The 23,655-nt window shown below is 53.5% G+C and carries 24 protein-coding genes; 14 read left to right on the top strand and 10 right to left on the bottom strand.

Annotated features, from left to right (window positions below; genetic code table 11):
• Window positions 1-153: 153 nt before the first annotated feature.
• A complete protein-coding gene (locus tag ACZ51B_RS14235; protein ID WP_464293999.1) occupies window positions 154-339 on the bottom strand; it encodes a hypothetical protein in 186 nt (61 codons plus the stop codon).
• A gap of 519 nt (window positions 340-858) precedes the next feature.
• Here ACZ51B_RS14235 and ACZ51B_RS14240 point away from each other — a divergent pair.
• From ACZ51B_RS14240 to ACZ51B_RS14285, 10 genes are all read left to right on the top strand, one after another.
• Entirely contained in the window at window positions 859-2,268 is a 1,410-nt protein-coding gene (locus ACZ51B_RS14240; RefSeq protein ID WP_464294000.1) for a hypothetical protein, read from the top strand.
• Window positions 2,269-2,343: 75 nt separating this feature from the next.
• A protein-coding gene (prfB, locus tag ACZ51B_RS14245) for a peptide chain release factor 2 (RefSeq protein ID WP_464294001.1) occupies window positions 2,344-3,460 on the top strand; the annotation gives its coding sequence in 2 pieces (ribosomal slippage) (window positions 2,344-2,406 and window positions 2,408-3,460; 1,116 coding nt in all).
• Between the two features lie 205 nt (window positions 3,461-3,665).
• Window positions 3,666-5,258 (top strand): DUF1573 domain-containing protein, encoded by a 1,593-nt coding sequence (locus ACZ51B_RS14250; protein WP_464294002.1) that lies wholly within the window; start codon window positions 3,666-3,668, stop codon window positions 5,256-5,258.
• Window positions 5,255-6,508 carry a multiheme c-type cytochrome gene (locus ACZ51B_RS14255; protein WP_464294003.1) on the top strand — a complete coding sequence of 418 codons (1,254 nt, stop codon included), beginning with the start codon at window positions 5,255-5,257 and terminating at the stop codon, window positions 6,506-6,508. Before ACZ51B_RS14250 ends, ACZ51B_RS14255 begins: the two co-directional genes overlap by 4 nt.
• A gap of 246 nt (window positions 6,509-6,754) precedes the next feature.
• Window positions 6,755-7,711, top strand: coding sequence for a hypothetical protein (locus ACZ51B_RS14260; RefSeq protein WP_464294004.1), 957 nt, complete (start codon window positions 6,755-6,757; stop codon window positions 7,709-7,711).
• 64 nt (window positions 7,712-7,775) lie between these two features.
• The gene (locus ACZ51B_RS14265) at window positions 7,776-9,461 is read left to right on the top strand and encodes an AAA family ATPase (protein WP_464294005.1); all 1,686 of its coding nucleotides are present in this window, start codon (window positions 7,776-7,778) and stop codon (window positions 9,459-9,461) included.
• Between the two features lie 84 nt (window positions 9,462-9,545).
• Complete coding sequence (locus tag ACZ51B_RS14270) at window positions 9,546-9,887, top strand: PadR family transcriptional regulator (protein WP_464294006.1); 342 nt, start codon at window positions 9,546-9,548, stop codon at window positions 9,885-9,887.
• Entirely contained in the window at window positions 9,841-10,680 is an 840-nt protein-coding gene (locus ACZ51B_RS14275) for a hypothetical protein (protein WP_464294007.1), read from the top strand. The genes ACZ51B_RS14270 and ACZ51B_RS14275 overlap by 47 nt, the downstream gene beginning before the upstream one ends.
• Before the next feature lie 60 nt (window positions 10,681-10,740).
• The gene (locus ACZ51B_RS14280; RefSeq protein ID WP_464294008.1) at window positions 10,741-10,953 is read left to right on the top strand and encodes a hypothetical protein; all 213 of its coding nucleotides are present in this window, start codon (window positions 10,741-10,743) and stop codon (window positions 10,951-10,953) included.
• A 60-nt stretch (window positions 10,954-11,013) separates the two neighbouring features.
• Window positions 11,014-12,288 (top strand): aminotransferase class V-fold PLP-dependent enzyme, encoded by a 1,275-nt coding sequence (locus ACZ51B_RS14285; RefSeq protein ID WP_464294009.1) that lies wholly within the window; start codon window positions 11,014-11,016, stop codon window positions 12,286-12,288.
• Between the two features lie 2 nt (window positions 12,289-12,290).
• Here ACZ51B_RS14285 and ACZ51B_RS14290 read toward each other — a convergent pair whose 3' ends face one another.
• The 7 genes from ACZ51B_RS14290 to ACZ51B_RS14320 all read right to left on the bottom strand — a co-directional run bounded on the left by ACZ51B_RS14290 (window position 12,291) and on the right by ACZ51B_RS14320 (window position 16,737).
• A complete protein-coding gene (locus ACZ51B_RS14290) occupies window positions 12,291-13,307 on the bottom strand; it encodes a hypothetical protein (RefSeq protein ID WP_464294010.1) in 1,017 nt (338 codons plus the stop codon).
• Window positions 13,308-13,373: 66 nt separating this feature from the next.
• Window positions 13,374-14,030 (bottom strand): CoA transferase subunit B, encoded by a 657-nt coding sequence (locus tag ACZ51B_RS14295; RefSeq protein ID WP_464294011.1) that lies wholly within the window; start codon window positions 14,028-14,030, stop codon window positions 13,374-13,376.
• A complete protein-coding gene (locus ACZ51B_RS14300) occupies window positions 14,030-14,212 on the bottom strand; it encodes a YdeI/OmpD-associated family protein (RefSeq protein WP_464294012.1) in 183 nt (60 codons plus the stop codon). Before ACZ51B_RS14300 ends, ACZ51B_RS14295 begins: the two co-directional genes overlap by 1 nt.
• Window positions 14,213-14,214: 2 nt before the next feature.
• Window positions 14,215-14,916: a CoA transferase subunit A gene (locus tag ACZ51B_RS14305; protein WP_464294013.1), complete on the bottom strand. Its 702-nt coding sequence runs from the start codon at window positions 14,914-14,916 to the stop codon at window positions 14,215-14,217.
• 23 nt (window positions 14,917-14,939) lie between these two features.
• Window positions 14,940-15,269 carry a hypothetical protein gene (locus ACZ51B_RS14310; protein WP_464294014.1) on the bottom strand — a complete coding sequence of 110 codons (330 nt, stop codon included), beginning with the start codon at window positions 15,267-15,269 and terminating at the stop codon, window positions 14,940-14,942.
• Window positions 15,270-15,427: 158 nt separating this feature from the next.
• Window positions 15,428-16,177, bottom strand: a complete 750-nt coding sequence (locus ACZ51B_RS14315; protein WP_464294015.1) for a DUF3494 domain-containing protein — start codon at window positions 16,175-16,177, stop codon at window positions 15,428-15,430.
• A 224-nt stretch (window positions 16,178-16,401) separates the two neighbouring features.
• On the bottom strand, window positions 16,402-16,737 hold the full coding sequence (locus tag ACZ51B_RS14320) for a hypothetical protein (protein ID WP_464294016.1): 336 nt from the start codon (window positions 16,735-16,737) through the stop codon (window positions 16,402-16,404).
• A 55-nt stretch (window positions 16,738-16,792) separates the two neighbouring features.
• On the opposite strand from ACZ51B_RS14320, the gene mtnA reads away from it, so the two are divergent.
• A complete protein-coding gene (gene mtnA / locus ACZ51B_RS14325; protein WP_464294017.1) occupies window positions 16,793-17,752 on the top strand; it encodes an S-methyl-5-thioribose-1-phosphate isomerase in 960 nt (319 codons plus the stop codon).
• 7 nt (window positions 17,753-17,759) lie between these two features.
• Window positions 17,760-19,073: a thymidine phosphorylase gene (locus tag ACZ51B_RS14330; protein WP_464294018.1), complete on the top strand. Its 1,314-nt coding sequence runs from the start codon at window positions 17,760-17,762 to the stop codon at window positions 19,071-19,073.
• Here ACZ51B_RS14330 and ACZ51B_RS14335 read toward each other — a convergent pair.
• On the bottom strand, window positions 19,067-20,122 hold the full coding sequence (locus ACZ51B_RS14335) for a PQQ-binding-like beta-propeller repeat protein (protein ID WP_464294019.1): 1,056 nt from the start codon (window positions 20,120-20,122) through the stop codon (window positions 19,067-19,069). The two genes, ACZ51B_RS14330 and ACZ51B_RS14335, sit on opposite strands and share 7 nt — an antisense overlap.
• A gap of 216 nt (window positions 20,123-20,338) precedes the next feature.
• Here ACZ51B_RS14335 and pgi point away from each other — a divergent pair, with 216 nt between their 5' ends.
• Together pgi and pnuC are read left to right on the top strand one after the other, a co-directional pair.
• Window positions 20,339-21,958, top strand: coding sequence for a glucose-6-phosphate isomerase (gene pgi, locus ACZ51B_RS14340; RefSeq protein ID WP_464294020.1), 1,620 nt, complete (start codon window positions 20,339-20,341; stop codon window positions 21,956-21,958).
• Between the two features lie 44 nt (window positions 21,959-22,002).
• A complete protein-coding gene (pnuC, locus tag ACZ51B_RS14345; RefSeq protein WP_464294021.1) occupies window positions 22,003-22,665 on the top strand; it encodes a nicotinamide riboside transporter PnuC in 663 nt (220 codons plus the stop codon).
• Here the strand turns inward: pnuC and ACZ51B_RS14350 are convergent.
• On the bottom strand, window positions 22,662-23,654 hold the full coding sequence (locus ACZ51B_RS14350; protein WP_464294022.1) for an aldo/keto reductase: 993 nt from the start codon (window positions 23,652-23,654) through the stop codon (window positions 22,662-22,664). The genes pnuC and ACZ51B_RS14350 overlap by 4 nt on opposite strands.
• Window position 23,655: the final 1 nt, after the last annotated feature.

Consider the following 23,655-nt stretch of genomic DNA (forward strand, 5'->3'; position numbering starts at 1 on the left):
TTCGGAAGGGGATGGGGAGCGTGCTGACAGCACTTGGGGTTTGGTGGTGGTTGGTTACCAGGACTGCGTCCTTCGCTCGAACGGAGCGCCCCGTTCGGGGCTAGGGGAATTTTAGCGGAAGGGACTGTCAGGGTGTTTGCGTATGTCGGGCTTTCAGCCCTCGTTTTCTTGTGGGCTTTCCCAGGGCTTGCGCCGTTGGGCTGTTGATATGTCGGCCCGTTGGACCTCTCGGAGGGGTTGGGTGTCGCTGAGGGTTGGTGGCTTTTGGCACCCTTTCGGGGTGTGGTTCTTGTGGGGGCTTTCGGTGGGGCCTTCGACGCCACCGATGGTTTCTGGCATCCTGTTTGGGATGCTTCGGAGGGGATGGGGAGCGTGCTTATAGAACTTGGCATTTGGTGGAGTTTGATTACCAGGACTGCGCTTGCGCTTGTCCTTCGCTTGGACGGAGCGCCCCGTTCGGGGCTAAGGGGAGTTTGGAGGAAGGGACTGTTTTGTGATTACTGAATCTCGTGCTTTCAAACCTGATTTCGTTGTTGGGGTTTCCCGAGGCTTACGATGCTGGACTGGTGTTCCTTCAGACATTTTGGAGCAGGTAGTTGTGGAGGTGCTTTGATTGGTGCACTCTCTTACAGTTCACTTCCTTCTGAATCGTAGTTGTTGGGACCGTACACTGTTGAGCATCGGCCCAATCGAGACTTCAATAGGTGCTGATGATGCGTCTTTTAGTGCATAGTTCCTAATTCGATTAGGATTATGGATTGAGTATTTTGGTCGAATCTTTTCTATTGTTTGGATCGTCCGTCTAACTAGTTGGTGAGTCTGGAGACTAACACTCGGCTGCTAACGACTGGAGCTAGTTTGTCCAAGATTACACCTCATCTGAAAGAACCTGCATTCGATTTAATAGATCAAGTATCTAAATTGGTATATGACAATGTTTGGCAAAACTCAGGTGGTCTCTTGCCGTTCGCTGATGCGGTTGGGATCTTTAGAATTTTACTTGCAGAATTGAATGCGGCTGATACTGAGGGTCTTCTTGACTCTCTACCTGTAAGTATCCAAAACTCGATTGTTGGCAGACTTGTTAACATCGGTAAGTATCTTCAGCAGATGAGTGGAGGTAATAATGTAGTGTCTGGATTTACAGACGAAATAGATCGTTTACATATGGATATATGGCAAGGAGGATTTCGCTATCGGTCAGACAATCTTCTCGCTTTTGAGTCTAAAAATGAGATGATCAACAGCCTGTCTAAAGAATTAGAACGAGTGCGTGGCAGCGAAATAGAGGCGCGGAATATCATTGTTAGTTTGAGTAAAGTACTAGCAGATGCACAGGTTAGTTTGGAAGGTCTAACGCGAAATCAAACCGGTGCAACAGCGCTTGAGCAATTAATATCCAGTATCAAAGCGGAAAGTACAAGCCATCTGACCGACATTGCAAAGACATCAGATGACGTGAAAAATCAGGCAAACTTGATTTCAGATCGGGCTTCCATTGTGGAGGCCAAGGTGCAGTCTGCCACAGTCCACGAGCAGCGCCTTCAGGATTTTTTGGCCCGGGTTGATGAATATGAGAAAAAGCTCCGTGAATCGGTTCACTCTGCGGATGAGTCGATGGCTAATACGGCTAATGACATGCATGTTTTCATGGAAGCCACGCGTGCAAGTATTGACGAATTCACGAATACTAAGACAAGTGAATTTGATAAGTTTCAGGTGCAGTTGTTGAAAATTGAACAGGATATCCAGGATAAACTGAGTAAGGCAACGGGAATAACTTTATTCCATGCATTTGAGGAACGCCAACGACAAATAAAAAATCATTGGATATGGATAGTCGTGGCAGGTATCTTTTTTACCGTTGCGATAGCTCTTACAGCCTACTATGTTCGCGATGTCAGTACATTGAACGCTGCCATATACATCAAACTTGGCGTGGGGATACCAGCCGTTCTTATTGGTGCATTCTGCTTGCAGCAATATAGTAGAGAAAGGCGCCTTAAAGAGGAATACGCATTCAAATCTTCTATATCCCTTTCATTGGAGGCATATCGGCGTTTGGTTTCAGAGGCTTTTCAAGAGTTGGTGCCAGATGACAAGGCTAAGTTTGCCGAATTTCTCACGAAGAGCATTTCAATCATCTTCGACTCACCCACCGAGCGCGTCTTCGGTCAGCGACGTCAGTTTGGCCCGGCCGATTCTAAAGTAATTTCAACAGCTTTGCAGCAACTTAAAGAACTCAAAGAAATTATACAGCCTAAGTAGCCTGTATGGGAGATTAACTGACGACTGGAAGCCTAGGCGGATTGACTTGGAAATGTGAGGTAACCTCTGGTTGGTATGCTGAGTCTCGACCAGCAGGAAGCGCTGTCCAAGTCACGCGGGCGACTGGACGCTATTAGGGGGCATCTTTGACGAACCCCGCCTGCAATCTCAAATTAATGAGCTAGAACAGCTCTCTTCGGACCCTACCTTCTGGGATGACCCCGCGAATGCTAACAAGAATCTCCAGAAGCTCTCTCGCCTTAGAAACACTTTAAACCCATTGAAGGAACTCATTAAGCTGGAGCGAGACATCGCTGAGCTTTATGAGATGATTCGTGGGGAGGATGATCCGGATACTGAGAAGGAGGCTGATCGCATGGCGCTCGACTTCTTGGCTCAGCTGGACACCTATGAACTGAAAACGCTCCTGAGTGGTGAGCACGACGGTCGAAACGCGATTCTTGAAGTCAACGCGGGTGCGGGTGGCTCTGAGGCTTGTGACTGGGCATCGATTTTGTATCGGATGTATTTACGCTGGGCGGAGCATCATGACTACAAGGTTGAGTTGCTGAGTGAGACCCCGGGTGATGTCACGGGCTATCGGTCGGTGCAGGTTTTGATTTCGGGCGAGAACGCCTACGGCTTTTTGAAGGCTGAGGGTGGCGTGCATCGTTTGGTGCGCATCTCGCCGTTTGACGCGAATGCTCGCCGTCACACCTCGTTTGCGAAGGTGGAGGTTCTACCGGAAATTGAGGAATCAGAGGTTCAGATTAACCCTGAGGACTTGAAGGTGGAGACTTTGCGTGCGGGCGGTGCGGGTGGTCAGCACGTTAACAAGACGGAGTCGGCTGTGCGTATCACTCACTTGCCTACGGGGATTGTAGTGAACTGCCAGAACGAGCGAAGTCAGCATAAGAACCGCGCGAGTGCGATGTCGGTTCTGGCTTCTCGGCTTGCTGAGTTGGAGAGGGCGCAGTCGCAAGACCGGATTAATGCTCTTAAGAACGATGGCGGTCCGGCGGCTTGGGGACGGCAGATTCGTAGCTATGTGATGCAGCCTTACACGATGGTGAAAGACCATCGAACGGGTCATGAGACGCCTAATGTCACGGGTGTGATGGATGGTGAGATTGACGGGTTTATTGAGGCGTTTCTGAAGAAGGCTCCTGCTGAGGATGCCTTTATTGAATAGCTTTTTTTGATGAACGTTTTGGCCGCGGTTTGCGGTCAATTCTATTGAAGCTGGTCGCCGAATGATCTCCCCTATTTGGTGTACCGGCTTCTTTTCGTTTTATGTGATCGAGAATCCGGGTTGGGCGTGAAGTATTCGCTCGATTGGCGCGTAATAATCGTTTAGGCGGCAAGTTCGCCACATGCCAAGGTAGGTTCTAGCAAGAATGATCCATGCGGTCTTATTAATCGCCTCCGTATTTCAGGGGCAGTCTCAACCCATTCCGGCGTTGCCGATGGGGGCGAGCACCGAGTTTCAAAAGCTCTGTATTTCTATTGAATCGAGTCTGAACAAGGGTCAGTTTGATGAGGCGGCCAAGTTGGCTGTTCTTTTGCCCAAGAAGGAGATCGTGGTGAGTTGGAACGACTCACTGGTTCCGGCGGAGTTCAAAGAGGCGTATGCCGAGTTTCGTGACTTGTCTTTTGAGCTTTGGAATAAGACGATTCCCGGTTTCAAAGTGAAGAGCGGTGCATCTGGAGACATTCGGATTGAATTTGCGAAGCAACTTCATCCAGGGGCGAGTGGTTTGCCGATGGCTTCGGTTTATATGAAGGACGGGCCTAGTGTCAACTTTACGATTGGGTTGAACCGTGGTCGCCCTGTGCAGTCTGTTAGTAAGGAGCTGGTTTATATGGAGGCTCTTTATGCGGTGGCTCGGTATTGCGGGCTTTCGGAGAATCCGGCGCCTGGGACCACGATGTACCGAACTGATGATCCTCAGCGCCAGGTTTCGGGGCTTTCTCGTCCGGAGATGTTGACGATTGCTCGGTGTTTGGCTCTTTCTGGTGCGTTGCGAAAAGCAGTGGAAGAGAAGCGGAAGGTTGATGTCGCTGTTCCGGAGCGTGGGCTTGAGAAGGACGAGTTCGACTTAGGGACTGTGGAGCAGGGGGCACCCCTTTCGTTCCAGTTCAAGATTCAGAACAAGGGTAACGGGCCGCTCGATTTTCGGTTGCAGCCTGATTGTGGGTGTTTCACATTGCCTGGTCCGACATCTGTTGAAGCTGGGAAGACGGCCGACTTTAAGATTGATATCAGCACGATTGAGTTTGTGGGGCAGCACCACAAGCGGCTGACTTTGTACACGAACGATCCTGATCATCCGGTTCAGGTGATTCCGGTTCACTTTAAGGTGCGACCTGGGTATCGGATGTTCCGTCCTGGTGGGGATGTGGTTTTGTTGCCGGACAATGGTGGATCGGCTGATGTGTTCCTCTACTTCTCGACTGGGACTCCGGCGACTCCCTTGAAGGCGGAGTTGAACGGTGTGGCTGGATCGGTGACCATGACTCCGGGTGAGGGGGACTTTGCGGATCCGCTGATGGGTGAGCCTGTGACGCACCGGAAGGGGTATCGGCTGCATGTGAAGATTGGCAAGGACACACCTCCAGGACGACCGTCGGGGACTATCAACGTTTTGACGGATCATCCTGTGTTCAAGAATGTCTCATACACCTTCTATGTGCAGAAGGGAATTGTGGCTTTGCCTGACAATTTGTATCTTGGGCAGATTTCTGAGCCGCAGTATGCGACAACGTTGGTGAGCCGTCCTGGGCAGCCGTTTGATATCAAGGGGATTGACTCTTCGAATCCGAATGTGTCGGCGACCTTTAAGATGGTGAAGGACCGGAGTGAGTACAGCATTCGGGTCTATTACGATGGCAAAGCGCCTCGGGGTGATATGCAGGCTACGTTGCATGTGAGGACGAGTGATCCTAAGCAGCCGATTGTGGAGATCACGGTCGGCGGCACTGTGAAATGAAGTTTCTCTGCCTGCTGTTCGCTTTGGTCGGGGTGGGTGCGGCTTTTCGTCCTTCGGAGGAGAAGCCGTGGACTGTGCTGATCACGGGGGATGCAGGCGGGAATTTATCCCCTTGTGGGTGTACCAAGCCGATGTCGGGCGGTATTCGGAGGCTGGGGACTGCTATTGGGATGGTGCCGGATCGGGACCATACGTTGCTGGTGGATGCTGGCAACTGGATCCAGGGGATTTCTCGGCAGGATGTGCTGAAGGCTCAGACCATGGCGCAGACGTTGCGCGAGGTGGAGGCTACGGCGGCGGCCGTTACTCCGGCTGAGGCTCGGTTGGGCATTGGGGAGTTGCAGCAGCTGGCGAGGCTTAGCGGTAACCGGATGCTTGCGGGCAGTTTGGTGGAGTCTAGCGAGAACTTGCTGCCTACCTTTGAGCAGAAGGGGCCGTTTATTGTTGGGACTGCTTCGGCTCGGTATGCGGAGATCGGGAAGGCGTTGCAGCAGACGGCGTTGAGTCCTGAGAAGAGTGTTCAGCGGCTGTTGGAGCAGAACACGGAGAATTTGGCTCCCGCTTTGATTTTTGATGGGGACCATGAGGCGGCTGTCGCGTTGGCTCAGCAGTTTCCGAAGCTCCGTGTGATCGTTTATCGGTCTGAGAGTAACGCGCCTTTGGAGCTTGAGCATGTGGGCGATGTGGTTTTGGTGACGCCGGGGGAGCATGCCAAGGCGATGGTTCGGTTTTCATGGGACGGCGGGAAGGCTTCGGGGTATAGCGCTATTGACCTTGGGCCGGAGTATAAGGACGATCCGAAGGTGGCTGCGCTTTATAAGACTTACCTGAAGCGCGTGCAGACCGAGCGGTTGGTGGAGAAGCTGCCTCGGCGGTCGGGTGATGCGTTTGCTGGGACGGCGGAGTGTATTCGTTGCCACCAGGAGGCGGGGAAGGTTTGGAAGCATACGGCGCATGCCCATGCTTTGAAGACTTTGAAGGATGATGGGCAAGAATTTGACCCAGATTGCCTTAAATGCCACTCAGTGGGTTTAGAGGTGAAAGGCGGGTATTTATCCCAGCTCCAAACGCCTCAGTTGGCTGATGTTGGATGTGAGTCGTGTCATGGCGGGGGTGCTCAGCATTCCAAGGCTCCGCGTGAGTTCAAACTGCCAAAGTTCGATCTGAAATCTTGTACTTCTTGCCATACCCCATTAACCAGCCCAACGTTCAATCCCTTAACTTATTGGGAAAGAATTAAACACCGGTAGGTGGATAACTGGTGGATATCTGGACTTTATTGAATTTGTCTCAGTCGTCGAAAAACGCAGTAAATCGATGAAAATCGAAGCATTTGTCTTTCGGTTAGATTCGACGCATGGCAATCTTTGCGACTTGACGCCAATTGGCTCCCTATTGAACAATGAATGTGTGATTGGCGAAAGCTGAATCACAGGTTTGGGGGGAAATTAAGAAAGATGGGTCTGGTTAACGAACCGAATACTGACAATAGACCCTTGAAGCTCTCAGAGGTGCTTTTTGATCGACCAGATCGATCCTTTGGCACGATCGCGGCGCTGCCTTCAAATATTGAAGCGCTTGATGCGGCACTCCTGTTTTCTGCAGGTTTACACACTTTTGTTGCCTTGATTGGACCGAGTGGCTGGGGCAAGACTCACCTCGCCGAAGCGGTCGCCTTCCGGTTGAATACTCAGTTGGGACGGAACGTTGAGCCAGTGACGGCTCAGCAGTACCTTGCTGCTCCACACCGATTTGATGCACAGGGGCCACTGATTTTGGATGACTGCCAGGAAGTGCTTAACAAGCCCAGGCAGCGAGCGCTTTTGCGGTGTGCTTTGGAGCGACGTGTGCGGGGTGGGCGGCCTACATTCTTGCTGCTTACTTTGCCTAAGGTGAGTCGCCAGGTTAAGAATTTTCTGCCGAATACGCGGGATTGGACGATTGCTTGTGTGGCATCGCCGGAGCCGACTGAGCGCGTGACTTTGCTGAGCCAGATGAGTGTTGCGGAGGGGTTGGCGCTTTCACCGAGTTTGGTGAGGATTATCGCTTTCCAGATGCACGGGAACGGTCGTACGCTTTCTGGCGTTTTGAAGCGACTGAAGCTTTCTGGGAACAACTGGTTGGATTCGCGGGCGACTTTGCGGGCTTGTGGGTTGTTGGAGCCGTTCTTTGCAGATAACAGCAGTTGGGATCTGAAGCATAAGATTTTGAAGACGGCCGAGCATCACCGGGCGCAGTTTAGCCGAGTGTCGACTCAGGATATGGCGATCTACACGATGTTGCGTGAGGCCAGCTTGTGCGAGTCGGATGTGGCTCGTTCGGTTGGGATGGAGCCTGCGGAGGTTTATCTGCGTGCTTCTCGGTTCCAAAAGGATATTGATCGCGATCAGGGGATTGCTGCTTATGTGAAGCAGTTCGTGGATCACGTTGTGTCTTCGCTTGCCGTGGATTAGTCGCCGTTAGACTAATCTTCTGGCGATCTTGCTAACTTCTGCGCTGGCGGTCGTACTATTTGTTATGGCAGGCGAATCTGCACGTTCTATTGAACTGCTCGACATGATTGTGGAGCAAGCTCCCAAAGACAATCCTCGGCTGCAAAACTACCTTGCGGCTTTGAGGACGTCTCTTGAAAACGAGACGAAGGACCAGGAAGAGGTCCAGAAACTGCTTGCCGAATATGAAGAGGCTTACAACAAGCTGACGGCACCTGCCAACCGGCTTGGCGTTTTTCTGCACTGGTTGGGCGACCCTGAGGACAAGGATCGGCTCGCGTTGATCGCGCTTGGCGATCAGGAGTATGTGTCGCAGGTGGATCCGGCGACGAATCGCGAGGAGTTGATTACGGGTGCGCGTGTGCGGGTGAACGACGCCTTTGCGGTGGTGGGTGTGCTTCCTCACAGCCAGAACGGTGGGATCATCAAGGTTTCCGAGACGTTGGCGGATGGTCGTCTGCGGGTCGGAAGCGATACGCCGGGGTCGGATGGTCGGCTGGTGGTTCGCGGTGCCTCGATTCTGGATACCAAGATTAATCCGGGTGACGAGGTGCGGTTGGATCCGAGTGGACGTATTGCGCTGGAGCATTACGAGAAGCAGGACACGCGGGACTACTTCTTGGAGACGGTGCCGGAGATTCCTTGGGATCAGGTGGGTGGTCAGAAAGAGGCGATTGGCCTTATTCGGGAGACCATTGAGCAGCCTTTGCTTTATCCCGAGATCTTTGAGAAGTTTGAGAAGAAGCCGATCAAGGGCATTCTGCTTTATGGACCTCCAGGGTGTGGAAAGACGTTGATTGGCAAGGCTACGGCTTACAACTTGACTCAGGAGTACAGCAAGCGGGTTGGGCATGAGGTGAAGGAGTACTTCATGGCGATCTCTGGCCCGAAGATCCTGAACATGTGGTTGGGCGAGACTGAGCGGATTGTGCGCGAGATCTTCCGGACGGCGCGTGAGAAGGCGAAGGAAGGGCGGCTGGTTTTCATCTTTATGGATGAGGCTGAGTCGGTGCTTCGGACGCGGTCTAGCGGTCGTTATTTGAATATTTCGAATACGGTGGTGCCTCAGTTCTGTGCGGAGTTGGACGGTTTGCAGTCGCTGGACAACGTGGTGTTGATGCTGACTTCTAACCGACCGGACTATATTGACCCGGCAGTTTTGAGGCCGGAGCGTATTGACCGTAAGGTGAAGGTGGTTCGTCCGGATAAGGAAGCTACGATTCAGATTCTGGGCATTTATCTGCACGACCGGATTCCTTTGGACCCTGAAGTGTTGGCGAGTAACCACGGTGAAGTGGACTGCGCTCGGAAGGAACTGATTGAGGCTCTGACGGCTCATTTGTGGCAGAAGAGCAAGGATACGGAGTTTCTGAAGGTGTTCCTGCGCAATGGAAGCTCGGACACGCTTTACTTTAAGGACATGCTTTCGGGAGCGATCTTGAAGAGCATTGTGGATCGGGCGAAGGACTCGGCGATTAAGCGTGCGATTGCGGATGCGAGTAATGGCAACCGCGAGAGCGAGGCTGGGGTTTCGTTGGCTGACTTGGTGCAGGCTGCGAATCAGGAGTTCAAGGAGAACGAGATCTTTCCGAAGTCGGACACGCAGGAGGACTGGTTGCAGCTTCTGGACTATGCTCCGGAGAATGTTGCTTCGGTTAAGCCTGTGGGCCGGAATCGGGGGCAGGAGATCTCTCGGAAGTCTGTCGTTTAACGGACTAGCTTAGAGCTCGACGCCGACTGGGGTGGTTTTGCCTTGGTCGGCGTTTTTGTTTGTTGGGACTGCATATATCATTTTGTGAGTTATACTCAGATCGTGGGATATAAGTCGGAGCTGGAAGGGTTGACTTTGGGGGCTTTGCAGGATGGGCCGTTGCATGGGTATCGCATCCTGCAGGCGATCAAGGCGCGCAGTGATGGGTTGTTAAAGATGGGGGACAACCAGATCTATCCAACGTTGCATCGGCTGGAACTGGATGGGTTGGTGGTTGCGGAGTGGCAGCCTCAGGAAGGCAAGCCTGCTCGGAAGGTTTATTCGCTGACGGAGAAGGGGCGTGGGCGGTTGGCTGAGGTTCGACAGGAGTGGAACGCTTATGCGGCGAGTTTCTCAGCTGTGTTGGGGGAGCCTAGCGGTGCATGAGTTTGAGCCTGACTTGACGTTCATTTCGGGGCGGCAGGTGGTGCGGGACTACACGTATCCGATTGAGAAGTACCTGGACCAGCTGGTGCGGGAGCTTGAGATTTATGGGATGCCGCTTGAGGATATTCCGTTGTTTCGGGCGGAGTGTCGGAGCCACTTGGACGAGGTGTTTTCGTATTCGCAGCCGAGTACGGTGGATGAGATTGACTTGGTGCTTCGGCAGTTTGGGTCTGCGAAGTCACTGGCGAAGCGGTTGGTGGCGGAGCATCAAAGGGTTCGATCTACATGGCGAGCTTTCAGGTGGCCTGCTGTAGCGATTGGGCTGACTTATCTCCTTGGAGTGATGCAGGCGCTGCTTCCTTTCTTCCCAATAATTTTCCTCTTGTTTTTTGTCGGTCCGCTGCTTTTGTTTGTTGCAGGCTTTGTGGCCCGTCAGTTCTTTCGCGTTCAGTTGGTGGCTGTGTTTGCACTGTTTGTCTTTTGTAGCTTTTTCTTGTCGGCCTGTCTGTGCTATCCCGCACCTTCGCATCCGAGCAAGTTTGTGTCGCGTGGGCAGACTCCGAAACTACTGTCTCAACTTCAGAGGGAGCGAGCACGCGGGCTTGAGTTGATACAAAACAACAACGACGCAAGCCTTGCTATCCGCATGGCTAGGACTATTGATGAAGTACCTGCAAAGTACCTGATCAATGGCAAAGTTATTTTGCCGGCGGGTTTGGAGATGCGTTTCTTTGAAGGAAACTCAATCCCACCTGAGGGAGTGACAGCGAGGAGCTTGTCTGAAGCAAAATAGGACTGGGGACGCGGCTACTTCGACACTGCTGATCAGTATTGGCTCAGCCGACTAAGTTTGATGATCAGCGAACTTGAAGAAGCACGTGCTTTGAGTCTCCCGGACCTTGCGAAGAAGGACTTGATGTTGTCTGTTGATGTGTCGGCAAATGCTCTCTTTTGGTGCGCTCTGTGGCTGAGTCTCGGAACTCTTGCCAGCCATGCGGTTCGAACTGTTGGGCGGTGGATTCGGCGGGGGCGGTATCGGGGTTCGAATCCTCGCGGTTTGGCTTAGTTTTCGTCTTGCTTGAGAACTCAGGTTGGATTTGCGGGGTGTTCCCCTATAATGGGCTGCATGTTCACTCGACGTGAGTTGTTGTTAGCTGGTGCTGCTGGGATTGCTTTTCGGAATGAGACGCTTGATATTGTCGAGCGGTTGGTTGCTCGGGTGACGGATCATCCCGATGTTGCGGCTCAGGATGAGGAGTTTTGGACGCAGATTCAGCAGGCGTTTACGTTGGATCGGAACACGGTGAACTTCAACAACGGTGGGTGTTCGCCTTCGCCGAGGGTGGTTCAGGAAGTGATGCGGCGTCAGTTGGAGCTTTCCAACCAGGCTCCTAGCAACTACATGTGGCGGATTTTAGAGCCGGAGGTTGAGTCGGTTCGGACTCGGCTGGCGGGTGTTTTCGGGGTGGACGCGGAGGAGATTGCGATTACCCGCAACGCGAGCGAGTCGTTGGAGACTTTGCTGTATGGATTTGATCTTCATGCTGGCGATGAGATCTTGACCACCAACTTTGACTACCCGCGCATGATCACCACGATTCAGCAGCGTGAGCGGAGGGAAGGGGTGAAGATGGTGCAGGTGAAGGTGCCGACTGTTCCTAAGGATCACAAGGAGTTGATTCAGCCGATTGCGGATGGGATCACGGAGAGGACGAAGCTCATTCTTATTTCTCAGGTGTCGTTCTTGAATGGTCAGATCTTCCCGGTTCGGCAGATTGTGGAGCTGGGGCATAAGCACGGCATTCCGGTGATTGTGGATGGTGCGCACGCCTTTGTTCAGTACAAGTATGACAACTCGGATTTAGGGTGTGAGTTCTATGGGACGTCTTTGCACAAGTGGCTGATGGCGCCGGTTGGGACGGGTCTGCTTTATGTGAAGAAGAACCGGATTAAGGATGTTTGGTCGATGATGGCTTCGACGAAGGAGCAGGTGGACAACATCCGGAAGTATGAGGAGATCGGGACGCATCCGGCGGCGAATCATAACGCGATTGGGGAGGCGATTACGTTCCACGAGATGCTGGGGATGAAGCGGAAAGAGGCTCGTTTGCGGTATTTGCGGCGGCGGTGGACCGATCGGCTCCAGGGGCTACCGAAGGTTCATTTCAGCACAAACCTGGGGTCTTCGCATTCGTGTGCGATTACGACGGTGGGCATTGATGGGATTAAGCCGGCGGATTTGACGGCCTGGTTGTTGGCGAAGCATTCGATCTTTGTGGTTGCGATTGTGAATGATTATGTGAACGGGATCCGGGTGACTCCGAACGTGTATAGCACGGTGGAGGAGATTGATCGGTTTGCGGATGCGATGGTGGTCGCGGCGACGAAGGGGATTGGTTAGGGTTATTTCGGCAGGGCTGAGGTTGGGATTTGCCAGATTGCGGGGGTGAGGGCGGTGCGTCCGCAGACTGTTGCTCCTGATGAGGTGAGGGTGATGCCGAATGCTCGGCTGTCGGAGTTTGCGCCTGCGTATGCGTTGAGATCGATTGCGTTGTGGGTGGTTGCGTTCCAGATCATGGCGTGGCTGGTTTGGCCATCCATGATGAAGCCGACGATGTAGTTCCCTTCGATGTCCATGGCGAAGCCGCTTTGCTGGCTTAGTTGCACGAAGCTTGCGGCGCTGCCTTTCCACAGACATGGGTAGCTGACATTTCCGAAGCTAGCTGAGCCGACTTGGATGTTGCCTGAGACTGCGTTGCAAGCCGATTCGTCCGAGTTTGCTGGATGGAGGTCTATATTGCTGTTGGGGTCGGTGGTGTTCCAGAGGGTGGCATGTTCGGCTGTGCCGTAGATGATGTAGCCGACGATGCTGTTGCCGGAGATATCCCACGCGGCGGATTTTAGGCCTGCGCCAGCGTGTAGTTCGACGAAGGTGGATGCGTTGCCGGTCCAGTAGCCTGCGTGGGTTTCGTTGGTGCCGATCTGGGCGTAGCCCACTGTTTTGCCGGTGGAGGAGACTGCTAGTGCTTCTGATTCGTCGAAGCCGGTTGGGTGGAGGTCGAGGAAGCTGGAGGCGTCTCCAGACCATAATCCGGCGTGTTTTTTCCCGGAGAAGTGTGCGTATCCGACTATTTTGGTGCCTGATACACCGGTCGCTCGGGACATCTCGGCACCTGCTGGCTCTAGGTTGGTGAATGTTCTTGCGGAGCCGCTCCACTTGGCTGCATGTTGGGCCGATGAGTTATCGATGTTTGTACCGACTGTCACTGAGCCTGACTGTTTGAAGGCGATGCCGTTTGGAGTTGCCGCGAGGGCAATCATGGTGATGGGAGCGGACGTTGCTGCCGTCCCTGCCTCCCCTCCGCAGCCTGTGATTGCGGCTATACAAACGCCGCTTAAAAACAAAATAGAAAACTTCATCCCGCACCATGGTACTCAAATCCGATTTGAGACCGTTCCGTGCGGGGCTGAAGGGCCTACTTGGTTTTAGATTGTGACGATTTTAAGGTTTGGGGAGACGGTGTAGGTTGCTTCTGTTTTTGACTGGACCTCTTGGAGTGAGGTGTCGGGGGCTAGTTCGGTCAGGATCATGCCTTCGTTTGTGACCTCGAAGACGCAGAGGTCGGTGATGATGAGATCGACGACGGCTTTGCCCGTGAGGGGGAGTTTGCATTGGTGGAGGATCTTGCTTTCTCCGGCTTTGTTGGCGTGCTCCATAACGACGACGACGCGTTTGACTCCGGCGACTAGGTCCATGGCGCCGCCCATTCCTTTGACCATTTTGCCTGGGATCATCCAGTTGGCTAGGTCGCCGTGCTCGGAGACTTCCATGGCGCCGAGGATGGAGAGGTCGATATGGCCGCCTCGGATCATGGCGAAGGAGTCTGCGGAGGAGAAGTAGCTGGTTCCGGGGATTTCGGTGATGGTTTGTTTGCCTGCGTTGACCAGGTCGGCGTCTTCTTCACCGGCGTAGGGGAAGGGGCCCATGCCTAGCATGCCGTTCTCGCTTTGGAGGATGACTTCCATGCCCGAGGGGATGTAGTTTGCGACCAGGGTGGGGATGCCGATCCCGAGGTTGACGTAGTATCCGTCGCGCAGTTCTTGGGCGGCGCGTTGTGCTAATTGGTCTCTTGTGAGTGGCATTATGGGTTGGCCTCGTTGCCTAGTAGGGTCTCGATCGTCTTTTGAGCGCGGCGTTTTCGTGTTTCTAGCTTTTGGGCTTTTTCGATGTACTTAAGATGTTCTCGTTGGTGGGAGGGCGGTAGGGCTTCGAAGCGTGCCTTTGCCTGGGGAGAGTTTTGTAGCTCGATTGATAGTTCTTCCATGGCTACTCCCTGGTGCGTGTGGTGACGCGTTCGATTCGCTTTTCGTAGTTTTGGCCCTTGAGGATTTTGTTGACGTAGATGCCTGGGGTGTGGATCTGGTCTGGGTCGAGGGAGCCAACGGGGACCAGTTCTTCTACTTCGGCGATGCAGACTTTGCCTGCGGTGGCCATCATGGGGTTGAAGTTGCGGGCTGTGCGGCGGTAGATGAGGTTGCCTTCTTCGTCTCCTTTCCAGGCTTTGATGATGGAGAGGTCTGCGACGAGGCCGGTTTCCATGACGTACATCTCGCCGCCGAATTCGCGGGTTTCTTTGCCGTCGGCGATGAGGGTTCCGTAGCCGGTTTTGGTGTAGAAGGCTGGGATGCCTGCGCCTCCTGCTCGGATTCGTTCGGCGAGGGTGCCTTGTGGGTTGAACTCAAGCTCTAGTTCGCCGCTGAGGTATTGGCGTTCGAACTCGGCGTTTTCGCCGACGTAGCTGGAGACCATCTTTTTGATTTGTCTGGTTTGGAGGAGGAGGCCCATGCCCCAATCGTCCACGCCGCAGTTGTTGCTTATGACGGTGATGTCTTTGACGCCTGATTCTCTCAGGGCGAGGATGAGGTTCTCTGGGATGCCACAGAGACCGAATCCACCGGACATGATGGTCATGCCATCGAACAACACGCCATCGAGTGCCGAGGTGGCACTGGAATAGACCTTCTTCATCGAACTGTCTCCACGTACTGAGTTTACTTGGAGTCGGGCGGTGATCCGTGTAGGTTTGTTTGTGGGCGGGCAAATGGCCAGAGTTGTTTGCTGGCGAGGAGTTCGGCGGCGGTTGGGGTGTGGTGGCCTTCGTCTTCTGCTCGGTTAGTGCCCCAGTATTGCGGGATGGCTCGGAGGAGTTGGTAGGAACTCATTTGCAGAGCTTTTTGGCTCTGGAGGTTGAGATTCAGCTCTTCCAGGATTGCGACTCGGTCTCGGTCGGAGGATCCTTCGGAGATTTGTTTCCAGGCTGTTTCGAGGGTTTTCAGGTCCTCGCGAAACAGCTCCATATCGTCTTTGTTATGGCTTTCCAAGTTATGGGTTATGACGTGTGGGGAGTCGGTTCGCTTCGGTTTTTGGGGCCTAAATGAATGAATGTTGCAAAAGCCTAATAGCGTGAGGATTAGGGTCGTGTTTGCTAAAGGAAAGTTGGAAACGGAGGCTTTACACGAAGTGAAGCCTCCGATGGAAGTTAGGCGTTCGTTTGTCGTTTTCGTCGCTTGATGAAGGCGAGCAGTCCGAAGCCGAGAGTTGCCATTGAGATGGGTTCTGGGACTGCGCAGATTTTGATGACGTTTGAGTCCAGGGTCACTGCGCCGTTTCTTGCGAGAGCGCTGCCATCTAGGATTGAGGCGTTGGTGTTGAGTGTGATGCTTTCTAGTGCGAGGATGTGTCCTGTGAATGCCGTGCCGGTGCCGAGCGTTGCTGAGCTACCAACTTGCCAGAAGACATTGCAACCGTCGCCATTAATGACTTGGACCGTGGCGTTGCTTGCTGTGATGAGGGTGCTTTCTATTTGAAAATCAAAGCGTGCATTGGGATCGCCTTTTGCATCTAGGATGAGTGTCCCTGTGAGAAAGGCAGAGGATGAAAAGTGATAGACACCGGGTGTTAGTGTTTTACCACCAAGGTCTTGTCCTGTTAGGTCTTGGTCGAAAGCCTCTGTCTTTACGGTTGTATAGGCTGTCGTGAGATCGTTTTGTGCTTGTTGGGCTACTGCGTCACTTATGTGGATTGTTCCGTTTGTGACGAGTCCGGGTGGGAAGCCGGTAATAGCGCTTCCTGGCCAGACGCCCACGTTTCCGCTTAGATTGGTTGAGCCTGTGTTGGTGATGGCTGATCCTGCAAGCACGGCGAAGTTGTCGGCCGTGCCGAGGAGTTGGGAATTGGCTTGGGTGTAGAGCCCGAGTAGTGCCAAAGCGGCAATTGCAAATTTGTTCATGAATGTCCCTTGAGTGTCCAAATAGAGCTAAGGGTTTGTTCTTGTCTTTAACTTGATGCCGTCATCTCAAACGAGATTGTTTAATCAAATAGATATTCAGTACTCGGATTCATCGTACATCACTAATTTTGTTAGTTCGTGTTGTAGTCACTATATGTATCGGTTTCTCGCTTTATTCTGTAATTAATACTAGTAATAACATTTATTTATATTGTAGGTAACTGTTAAGTTGTTTCGATTGATGCCAGAATGTCGCCTATCTTGAAGGTGAGTTCGCTGTTGGTGGTGAGGCGGGATACACCTACGGCTCGGCCTAGTTCGAGGACTTCCTTTTCTTTGTGGCCGGCGTGGCCGATGACTTCTATTTGGAACGATTTGAGAGTGTCGACTAGGGATTGGAGGTCGAGTTTGCTTTCGCCTAGGTTGATGATGGCTGCGCGCGCTCCTTCGCCGTCGGTGGGGATTTCCTTTTTGAGGATGGCTTCATGGCCGAGGCCTCGGATGCTCTGTAATAGGCGAGAGCTCCACATCAAATTTTCCTCAAACACTAAGACCTTCATGGCTTAGAGGTTACTCGGTGGCAGAACCCGGTAACCTTTTTGCGTGATATCTCCGATGAAATGGTCGGATGGGCATTTGCTCATGCTTGACCAGCGACAGTTGCCTCTTCGTGAGGAGTGGTTGAAGCTTGAGACGGTTGAGCAGGTGGTGGATGCGATCAAGACGATGGTCGTTCGCGGGGCGCCGGCGATTGGGATTGCGGCTGCTTACGGGATGGCGATTGCTGCCAAGAATGGTGAGGATCGAGTGGCTTCCAGTAAGGCGCTGGCGGCATCTCGTCCGACTGCGGTGAACCTGTTCTGGGCGTTGGATCGGATTGCTAGGATCCCGACGTTTGAGTTCGAGACGATTTTGGCTGAGGCTAAGGCGATTGAGAACGAGGATCTGGCGATGAATTATGCGATTGGTCGCCACGGGGCTGATCTGATTATGCTGGGCTGGAATATCTTGACGGTTTGCAATACGGGTGCTTTGGCTACGGCGGGGCATGGGACTGCGTTGGGTGTCATTCGGACGGCTCATTCGGATAAGAAGGACATCCATGTTTGGTCTTGCGAGACTCGGCCTCGGCAGCAGGGGCTGCGGCTTACGGCTTACGAGTTGCAGAAGGAAGAGATTCCTTTCCACAGCATTGCGGACAGCATGGCGGCGACTTTGATGCGGGATGGGAAGGTGGACTGCGTGATTGCGGGTGCGGACCGGATTGCGGCGAACGGGGATACGGCGAACAAGATTGGGACTTATATGCTTGCGGTTTTGGCGAAGCATCATGGCGTGCCTTTCTTTATTGCTGCACCGAGTTCGACTTTGGACGGGACGCTTGCGAATGGGACGTTGATTCCGATTGAGGAGCGCGGGTCGGACGAGCTTACGCACATTGAGGGTGTTGGAGTGGCTCCGGTGGGATGTCCGGTTTATAACCCGGCGTTTGACGTGACTCCTGGTGAGATGATTACGGCGATTATCACGGAGAAGGGCGTTTTCCGCGGGCCGTACGATTTCAGTAAGGGCTAGAGCTGTTATGAACATGCAGTCGTTGATTGCGACCCGTCGCGATGGGAAGAAGCATACGGAGGCGGATTTGTTGGCGCTGGCGCGTGCTGCCGCTGATGGGACGGTGCCGGATTATCAGTTGACTGCGTGGTTGATGGCGGCTTATTTGAAGCCTTTGGACGCTGAGGAGACGGCTTGGCTGACTCAGGCGATGGCGGCGAGTGGGGAGCGGTTGGACCTGACGGGGCTGTCGAAGCCTTGGGTTGATAAGCACAGCACGGGGGGAGTGGGGGACAAGACGACGATTGTTTTGCTTCCCTTGCTGGCGGCTTGTGGGCTGATGGTGGTCAAGATGTCTGGTCGGGGGCTTGGGATTACTGGGGGGACGGTTGACAAGCTGTCTTCTATCCCTGGGTTTCGGTTGGATCTGTCTCCCGAGGAGATGAAGCAGCAGGCGGCCTCGATTGGGCTGGCGCTGACTGGGCAGACTCCTAACTTGGCTCCGGCGGATAAGACGTTGTATGCGTTGCGGGATGCGACGGCTACCGTTGATTCGGTGCCTTTGATTGTCAGTTCGATTCTTAGTAAGAAGATTGCTGGGGGTGCGGAGACGATTGTGCTGGATGTGAAATGTGGCACGGGGGCGTTTATGCGGACCACTCAGGAGGCGCGGGTTTTGGCTCGGTCTCTTTCGGAGACTGGGAAGTTGTGCGGATTGAAGACGCGCATTGTGGTGTCGGATATGAATCAGCCGCTTGGGTCGGCGGTTGGGAACGCGCTTGAGGTGGCTGAGGCTGTTCAGATTTTGAAGGGTGAGCCGCTTCCTACTTCTTCTGAGCGGTTTCGGGATCTGTGTCTTGAGTTGGCTGGGATCACTTTGGAAGCGTCTGGGCTGGTTGGGTCTCGGGAAGAGGGTGTGGCGCGGGCTGCTGAGGCGCTCCGGTCTGGGAAGGCTTTAGGGAAGGCTCGGGAGTGGTTTTTGGCACAGGGGGCGACTTCGAATATTACGGAGAGCTTATCGGCTTTGCCTGTGGCTTCTATTGTGAGGGAGATCCGGTGTTCTGCGGCTGGCTGGGTGTCGGCTATTGATGCGGAGACGGTGGGTCGTGCGGTGATTGCTCTCGGTGGGGGGCGGCAGACGAAGGCGGATACGGTGGATCTTGCGGTGGGAGTTCAGCTGGAGGTTTGCGTGGGGAGTGCGGTTTCTGCGGGGCAGGTGCTGGCTCGGGTTCATGCGAACGACGAGGCGAAGGCTGAGGATGCGGTTCGCAGGGTGGGTGGGACGATTAAGGTTGCGCCGTTTGAAGTGCCTACGCCGAAGACGATTTTGGCGACTTACTGAGGTTTTGGGATCGGGAAGTATTCGTAGGTGATGCTGATGTTTGTACGTGGAACCAAGACTCTCACAAATCCTTCTTGGAGAGGATAGATCCAGTCGGAAGGGTGTGGTATTTGTGCGATTGCGTGAAAAGCACCTTTGGAGTAGCGGAATAGCTTGTTTGAATTGATGCCGTACAGCCTCGAACGGACTTGAAAAACTTTCTGCATCGGCTGAGAGGTGAAGATCGTTGGGCCGTTTGTGGTGACTTGATAGAGCCTGTCTTTCGCGTGGAGTAGGAGTTTGCCCTGGTACTTGATGGCATCCGTGGCGAATGCGACGTCTGGTCCGACATCCGCTTTTGATTGGAAGGTCCATTGTGGCAATGGACCATTTGGGTGCGCGGAACCGAGGGTCCAGTAGGTGGCGAAGTGTCTTTCAGTGAGGGACTCCATTGTCATTCCCGTGGAATCGGTGAAATTCTCTGTACCGATGTCGAGAACTGTGTTTTGATCCATTAGCCAGAGCTTCCTGTCATTCTGTGTGATTCGATTTGGATCGGTCAGGGGGTACTCGAAGTCGTTTAGGTTGATGTGTTGCAGTGATGACTGTTTTGTGATCTGGAATAGCTCGGAACCGACAATCTTGTATTTATCTTTCTGAATTGTTCGTTCTTGGGTTGGGATTTTCTGCTGCCATTCGCCGGTTAAGAGGTTGATGGATCCTAGTTGCACTGTTCCCGTTGCTTTGGAGCGGGTTGCTACTAGCCAACTGGAGCCGACGTGGTCTATGCCTAGGATTTCTCGATCTTTCCATTCGAAGGTGGATTGAATGGCACCTGTGCTGAGATTCAGAACGTTGACGAAGCTTGAGGTTCCGTTACGTGCATAGGCAATGGAGGTGCCCGAGAGGGCAATGAGTGGTTGTTTGAAGCGGAATATTTGGATGGGTGGTAGGGTGGTCTTCCACTTCGGCTTTCCGGTTGCCTCGTCGATTGCTGTTATCTCTTGGTTGTTGGCAAACAGGACGATTCCCTTCAACTGGAGCGATATTGAATGGAGTTGACCAGGCAATTGAACTCTCCATCGTGGTTGCAAAGTTGTTTGAGCTTGAGCTCCTGACACGAGGATGGATAGGCCGCATGTGAATAGGCTTAGGAGTTCTCTCATGGACGAATATCTGACGAACGAGTTGGGTGAGCGGCTTGCCGTGGTCACTATGAAAGGCATAAACAGGCTGTATGAGTCTCAAATTTAGGCTCGATAAAAGCTAGACTCTTAGGTACGACTATGGCAAAGCTCACTGCACTCCCGGCTTGGAAGGCTCTTGAAGCGCACTTCCAAGAGATTCAAGATAAGCACCTACGAACTCTGTTCTCGGAGGATTCGACTCGGGGGGAGCGGTTGGCGGTGGATGCTGCTGGGCTTTACCTGGATTACTCCAAGAACCGTGTGACGGATGAGACGTTGGGGCTATTGGTGAAGCTGGCTGAGGCTTGTGGGCTTCGCGAGAAGATTGATGCGATGTTTCGGGGTGACAAGATTAACGTCACCGAGAACCGTGCTGTTCTTCATACGGCTCTGCGTGCTCCGAAAGGGAGTTCGATTTTGGTGGACGGTGTGGATGTGGTTCCACAGGTTCATGCGGTGCTGGACAAGATGTCGGCTTTTGCGAACCGGCTGCGGAGTGGCGAGTGGGTTGGGCACACCGGCAAGCGGATTCGGAACGTGGTCAATATTGGCATTGGTGGGTCGGATCTTGGTCCGGTGATGGCTTATGAGGCGTTGCGACGCTACAGTCAGCGTGACTTGAATTTCCGATTTGTTTCCAATATTGATGGGACGGACTTTGCTGAGGTCACTCACGATTTGGATGCTGAGGAGACGCTGTTCATTGTTTCTTCCAAGACTTTTACGACCTTGGAGACGATGACGAATGCGAACACGGCGCGTGACTGGTCTTTGGCGACGCTGATTGATCCGGCTGCTGTTGCGAAGCACTTTGTGGCGATCTCGACGAACGCTGATGCGGTTTCTAAGTTCGGCATTGATACGGCCAACATGTTCGAGTTTTGGGACTGGGTGGGTGGCCGGTACTCGATGGATGCTGCAATTGGGCTTTCCACGATGTTGGCGATTGGTCCGGATGGGTTCCGGGAGATGCTGGACGGGTTCCATGAGATGGACGAGCATTTCCGCACGGCACCGTTTGATCAGAACCTGCCGGTGATCATGGGTCTACTGAACGTTTGGTACAGCAACTTCTTTGGGGTGGATACGATTGCGGTTCTGCCTTATGAACAGTATCTGAAGCGGTTCCCGGCTTATCTGCAGCAGCTTACGATGGAGAGCAACGGTAAGCATGTGACCCTGGATGGGGAAGTGGTGGATTACCAGACGGGACCTATCTATTGGGGCGAGCCGGGGACGAACGGGCAGCACTCTTTCTATCAGCTGATTCACCAGGGGACCAAGTTGATCCCTTGTGACTTCATTGCTTTTGGCAAGGAGTTGAACCCGCTGGGCAAGCACCACGACTATCTGATGGCGAATGTGTTTGCGCAGTCGGAGGCTTTGGCGTTTGGAAAGACGGGCGAAGAGGTGGCGGCTGAGGGTACGGCTGCTTGGTTGGTTCCTCATCGGACTTTTGAGGGCAATCGTCCTTCTAACACGATTTTGATTGATCAGCTGACTCCCGCGGTGCTTGGTAAGTTGGTTGCTTTGTATGAGCACAGCGTTTATACGCAGGGTGTGATTTGGAACATCGACTGCTTTGACCAGTGGGGTGTGGAGTTGGGCAAAGTTCTGGCTCAGCGGATTATTCCTGAGTTGGACGGCGGTGCTGAGTTGAAGCACGACAGCTCTACGAACACGCTGATCAAGCGGTACATCGAGCTTAAGTCGAAGTAGGTGCTCGTGACGGTTCGGTTGGTCACGGGTATTCTCAGATCCTCGTGACCAAGCGACTGAACCTACTTCATTTGGCGGGCGTAACGCTTTTTGCTTTCTTGGTCGCCGCGTTCTGTCGGTTTCAGTTTCACTCCGAGTGGCTTGAGCTTGCGGGCTATGTGACTGGCATTGTCGCCGTGTATCTGGTTTCCGTAGAGCACATCATTAACTGGCCGATTGGCATTGCGAACGTGCTTATTTATGCCGTTTTCTTTTACCAAGGCAAGTTCTATGCGGATGCTTCGCTTCAGATCTTCTTCTTTGTGCTTTCTGTACACGGTTGGTATCAGTGGGCACGAGGCGGTACAGATCACTCAGAACTCCAGATCACCCGTATGGAACCTCGAAAGTGGCTCTGGGCTCTTGCGGCATTTCTGATCGGTTGCGCGATTTATATCCCGATACTGGTTCACAAGGAAGGGGCGTCTCCTTATTTTGACGGGCCGTTGGCTGTCGCGAGCATGATTGCGCAGGTGATGTTGAATCGCAAGCTGTTTGAGAACTGGCTTGTGTGGATCGCGGTGGACATTGTCTATTTTCCGCTTTACCTATCCAAAGGTTGGCAGGCTACGGCGTTGCTTGACCTGGTGCTGCTGGGGCTGGCGGTTTCTGGCTACGTTCAGTGGCGACGCACACTTCGAATGCGCGCCGCCACTTCGGTAGTTTAAGACGAGATAGTGCCGTCGAGGTCCCAGAGGTCTTCCCAGGAGGTGGCTCCTTGCCATAGGAAGACTTGGCCTTTGATGAGGCGGCAGTTGCGGTCGATGGTTGCGATGGCTTCCATTTCGTCGTCAGTGAGTGGCTTGCCTACGACTGCTTCTAGCATCGATTCGAATTGGGCGGGTTTGACTGAGAACGGGATGGGAACCGAGCCTCTTTGGATTTGCCATTTGACGCAGATGACGGCGGGGTGGACTCCTAGGCGGTTGGCGGCGGCTACGATGACCGGGTCTTCGATATCGACGGAGTCCTCGGGGGTTCTGTCTCGTTCAGGGCGGCTGGGGGAGCCGATGGGGCTGTAGCCGATGGGGATCATGCCGTTTCCGGTGACGAAGTCGAACAGTTCGGGCTGTTGGAAGTGGGGGTGGATCTCCATCTCGTTGGCTGCTGGCTTCAGCTTGGCGTCTCGGAGGAGGAGTTTGAGTTTGGGGATTGTCATGTTGGACGTGCCGATGTTCTTGACAAGTCCCATCTCGTGAAGGCGCTCCATTTGGTGCCAGGTCTCCATGTATTGGTCGTGGATGTAGGGCACGGCGTGGGGGTCTCGGGCGTTGACGTCTACGCCTGGCGCGTGATGGTTGGGGAAGGGCCAGTGGACGAGGTAGAGATCGAGGTAGTCCAGTTTGAGGTCGGCTAGGGTGTCTTTGCAGGAGGCGATGACGTCGTTATGGCGGTCGTTCCAGACTTTTGAGGTGATCCAAAGTTCTTCGCGGGGGATCGTTTGGAGGACATCGGCGAGGGCCGCTCCTACCTCCTTTTCGTTTCGGTAGACGGAGGCGCAGTCGATGTGTCGGTAGCCTGCTTTGGCGGCGAGGCGGACGGCTGTTGCGACTTCTTCGGGGGTGTACTTATCGGACCCAAAGGTACCAAGGCCGATGGCTGGCATCTTTGAGCCGTTGGGGAGTTTTTTGAACGGGACTTGGGTTGGATCGACCATC

Source organism: Fimbriimonas sp. LA-C6, assembly GCF_055398105.1.

Coding starts and splice junctions, on each gene's coding strand:
- ACZ51B_RS14285 (WP_464294009.1), top strand. CDS start 11,014: ATGTTCACTCGACGTGAGTTGTTGTTAGCTGGTGCTGCTGGGATTGCT.
- ACZ51B_RS14300 (WP_464294012.1), bottom strand. CDS start 14,212: ATGGAAGAACTATCAATCGAGCTACAAAACTCTCCCCAGGCAAAGGCA.
- ACZ51B_RS14330 (WP_464294018.1), top strand. CDS start 17,760: ATGAACATGCAGTCGTTGATTGCGACCCGTCGCGATGGGAAGAAGCAT.
- ACZ51B_RS14320 (WP_464294016.1), bottom strand. CDS start 16,737: ATGAAGGTCTTAGTGTTTGAGGAAAATTTGATGTGGAGCTCTCGCCTA.
- ACZ51B_RS14265 (WP_464294005.1), top strand. CDS start 7,776: ATGGCAGGCGAATCTGCACGTTCTATTGAACTGCTCGACATGATTGTG.
- ACZ51B_RS14290 (WP_464294010.1), bottom strand. CDS start 13,307: ATGAAGTTTTCTATTTTGTTTTTAAGCGGCGTTTGTATAGCCGCAATC.
- pgi (WP_464294020.1), top strand. CDS start 20,339: ATGGCAAAGCTCACTGCACTCCCGGCTTGGAAGGCTCTTGAAGCGCAC.
- ACZ51B_RS14295 (WP_464294011.1), bottom strand. CDS start 14,030: ATGCCACTCACAAGAGACCAATTAGCACAACGCGCCGCCCAAGAACTG.
- ACZ51B_RS14255 (WP_464294003.1), top strand. CDS start 5,255: ATGAAGTTTCTCTGCCTGCTGTTCGCTTTGGTCGGGGTGGGTGCGGCT.
- ACZ51B_RS14275 (WP_464294007.1), top strand. CDS start 9,841: ATGCGGCGAGTTTCTCAGCTGTGTTGGGGGAGCCTAGCGGTGCATGAG.
- ACZ51B_RS14305 (WP_464294013.1), bottom strand. CDS start 14,916: ATGAAGAAGGTCTATTCCAGTGCCACCTCGGCACTCGATGGCGTGTTG.
- ACZ51B_RS14250 (WP_464294002.1), top strand. CDS start 3,666: ATGATCCATGCGGTCTTATTAATCGCCTCCGTATTTCAGGGGCAGTCT.
- ACZ51B_RS14350 (WP_464294022.1), bottom strand. CDS start 23,654: ATGGTCGATCCAACCCAAGTCCCGTTCAAAAAACTCCCCAACGGCTCA.
- mtnA (WP_464294017.1), top strand. CDS start 16,793: ATGAAATGGTCGGATGGGCATTTGCTCATGCTTGACCAGCGACAGTTG.
- ACZ51B_RS14235 (WP_464293999.1), bottom strand. CDS start 339: ATGCCAGAAACCATCGGTGGCGTCGAAGGCCCCACCGAAAGCCCCCAC.
- ACZ51B_RS14280 (WP_464294008.1), top strand. CDS start 10,741: ATGATCAGCGAACTTGAAGAAGCACGTGCTTTGAGTCTCCCGGACCTT.
- ACZ51B_RS14315 (WP_464294015.1), bottom strand. CDS start 16,177: ATGAACAAATTTGCAATTGCCGCTTTGGCACTACTCGGGCTCTACACC.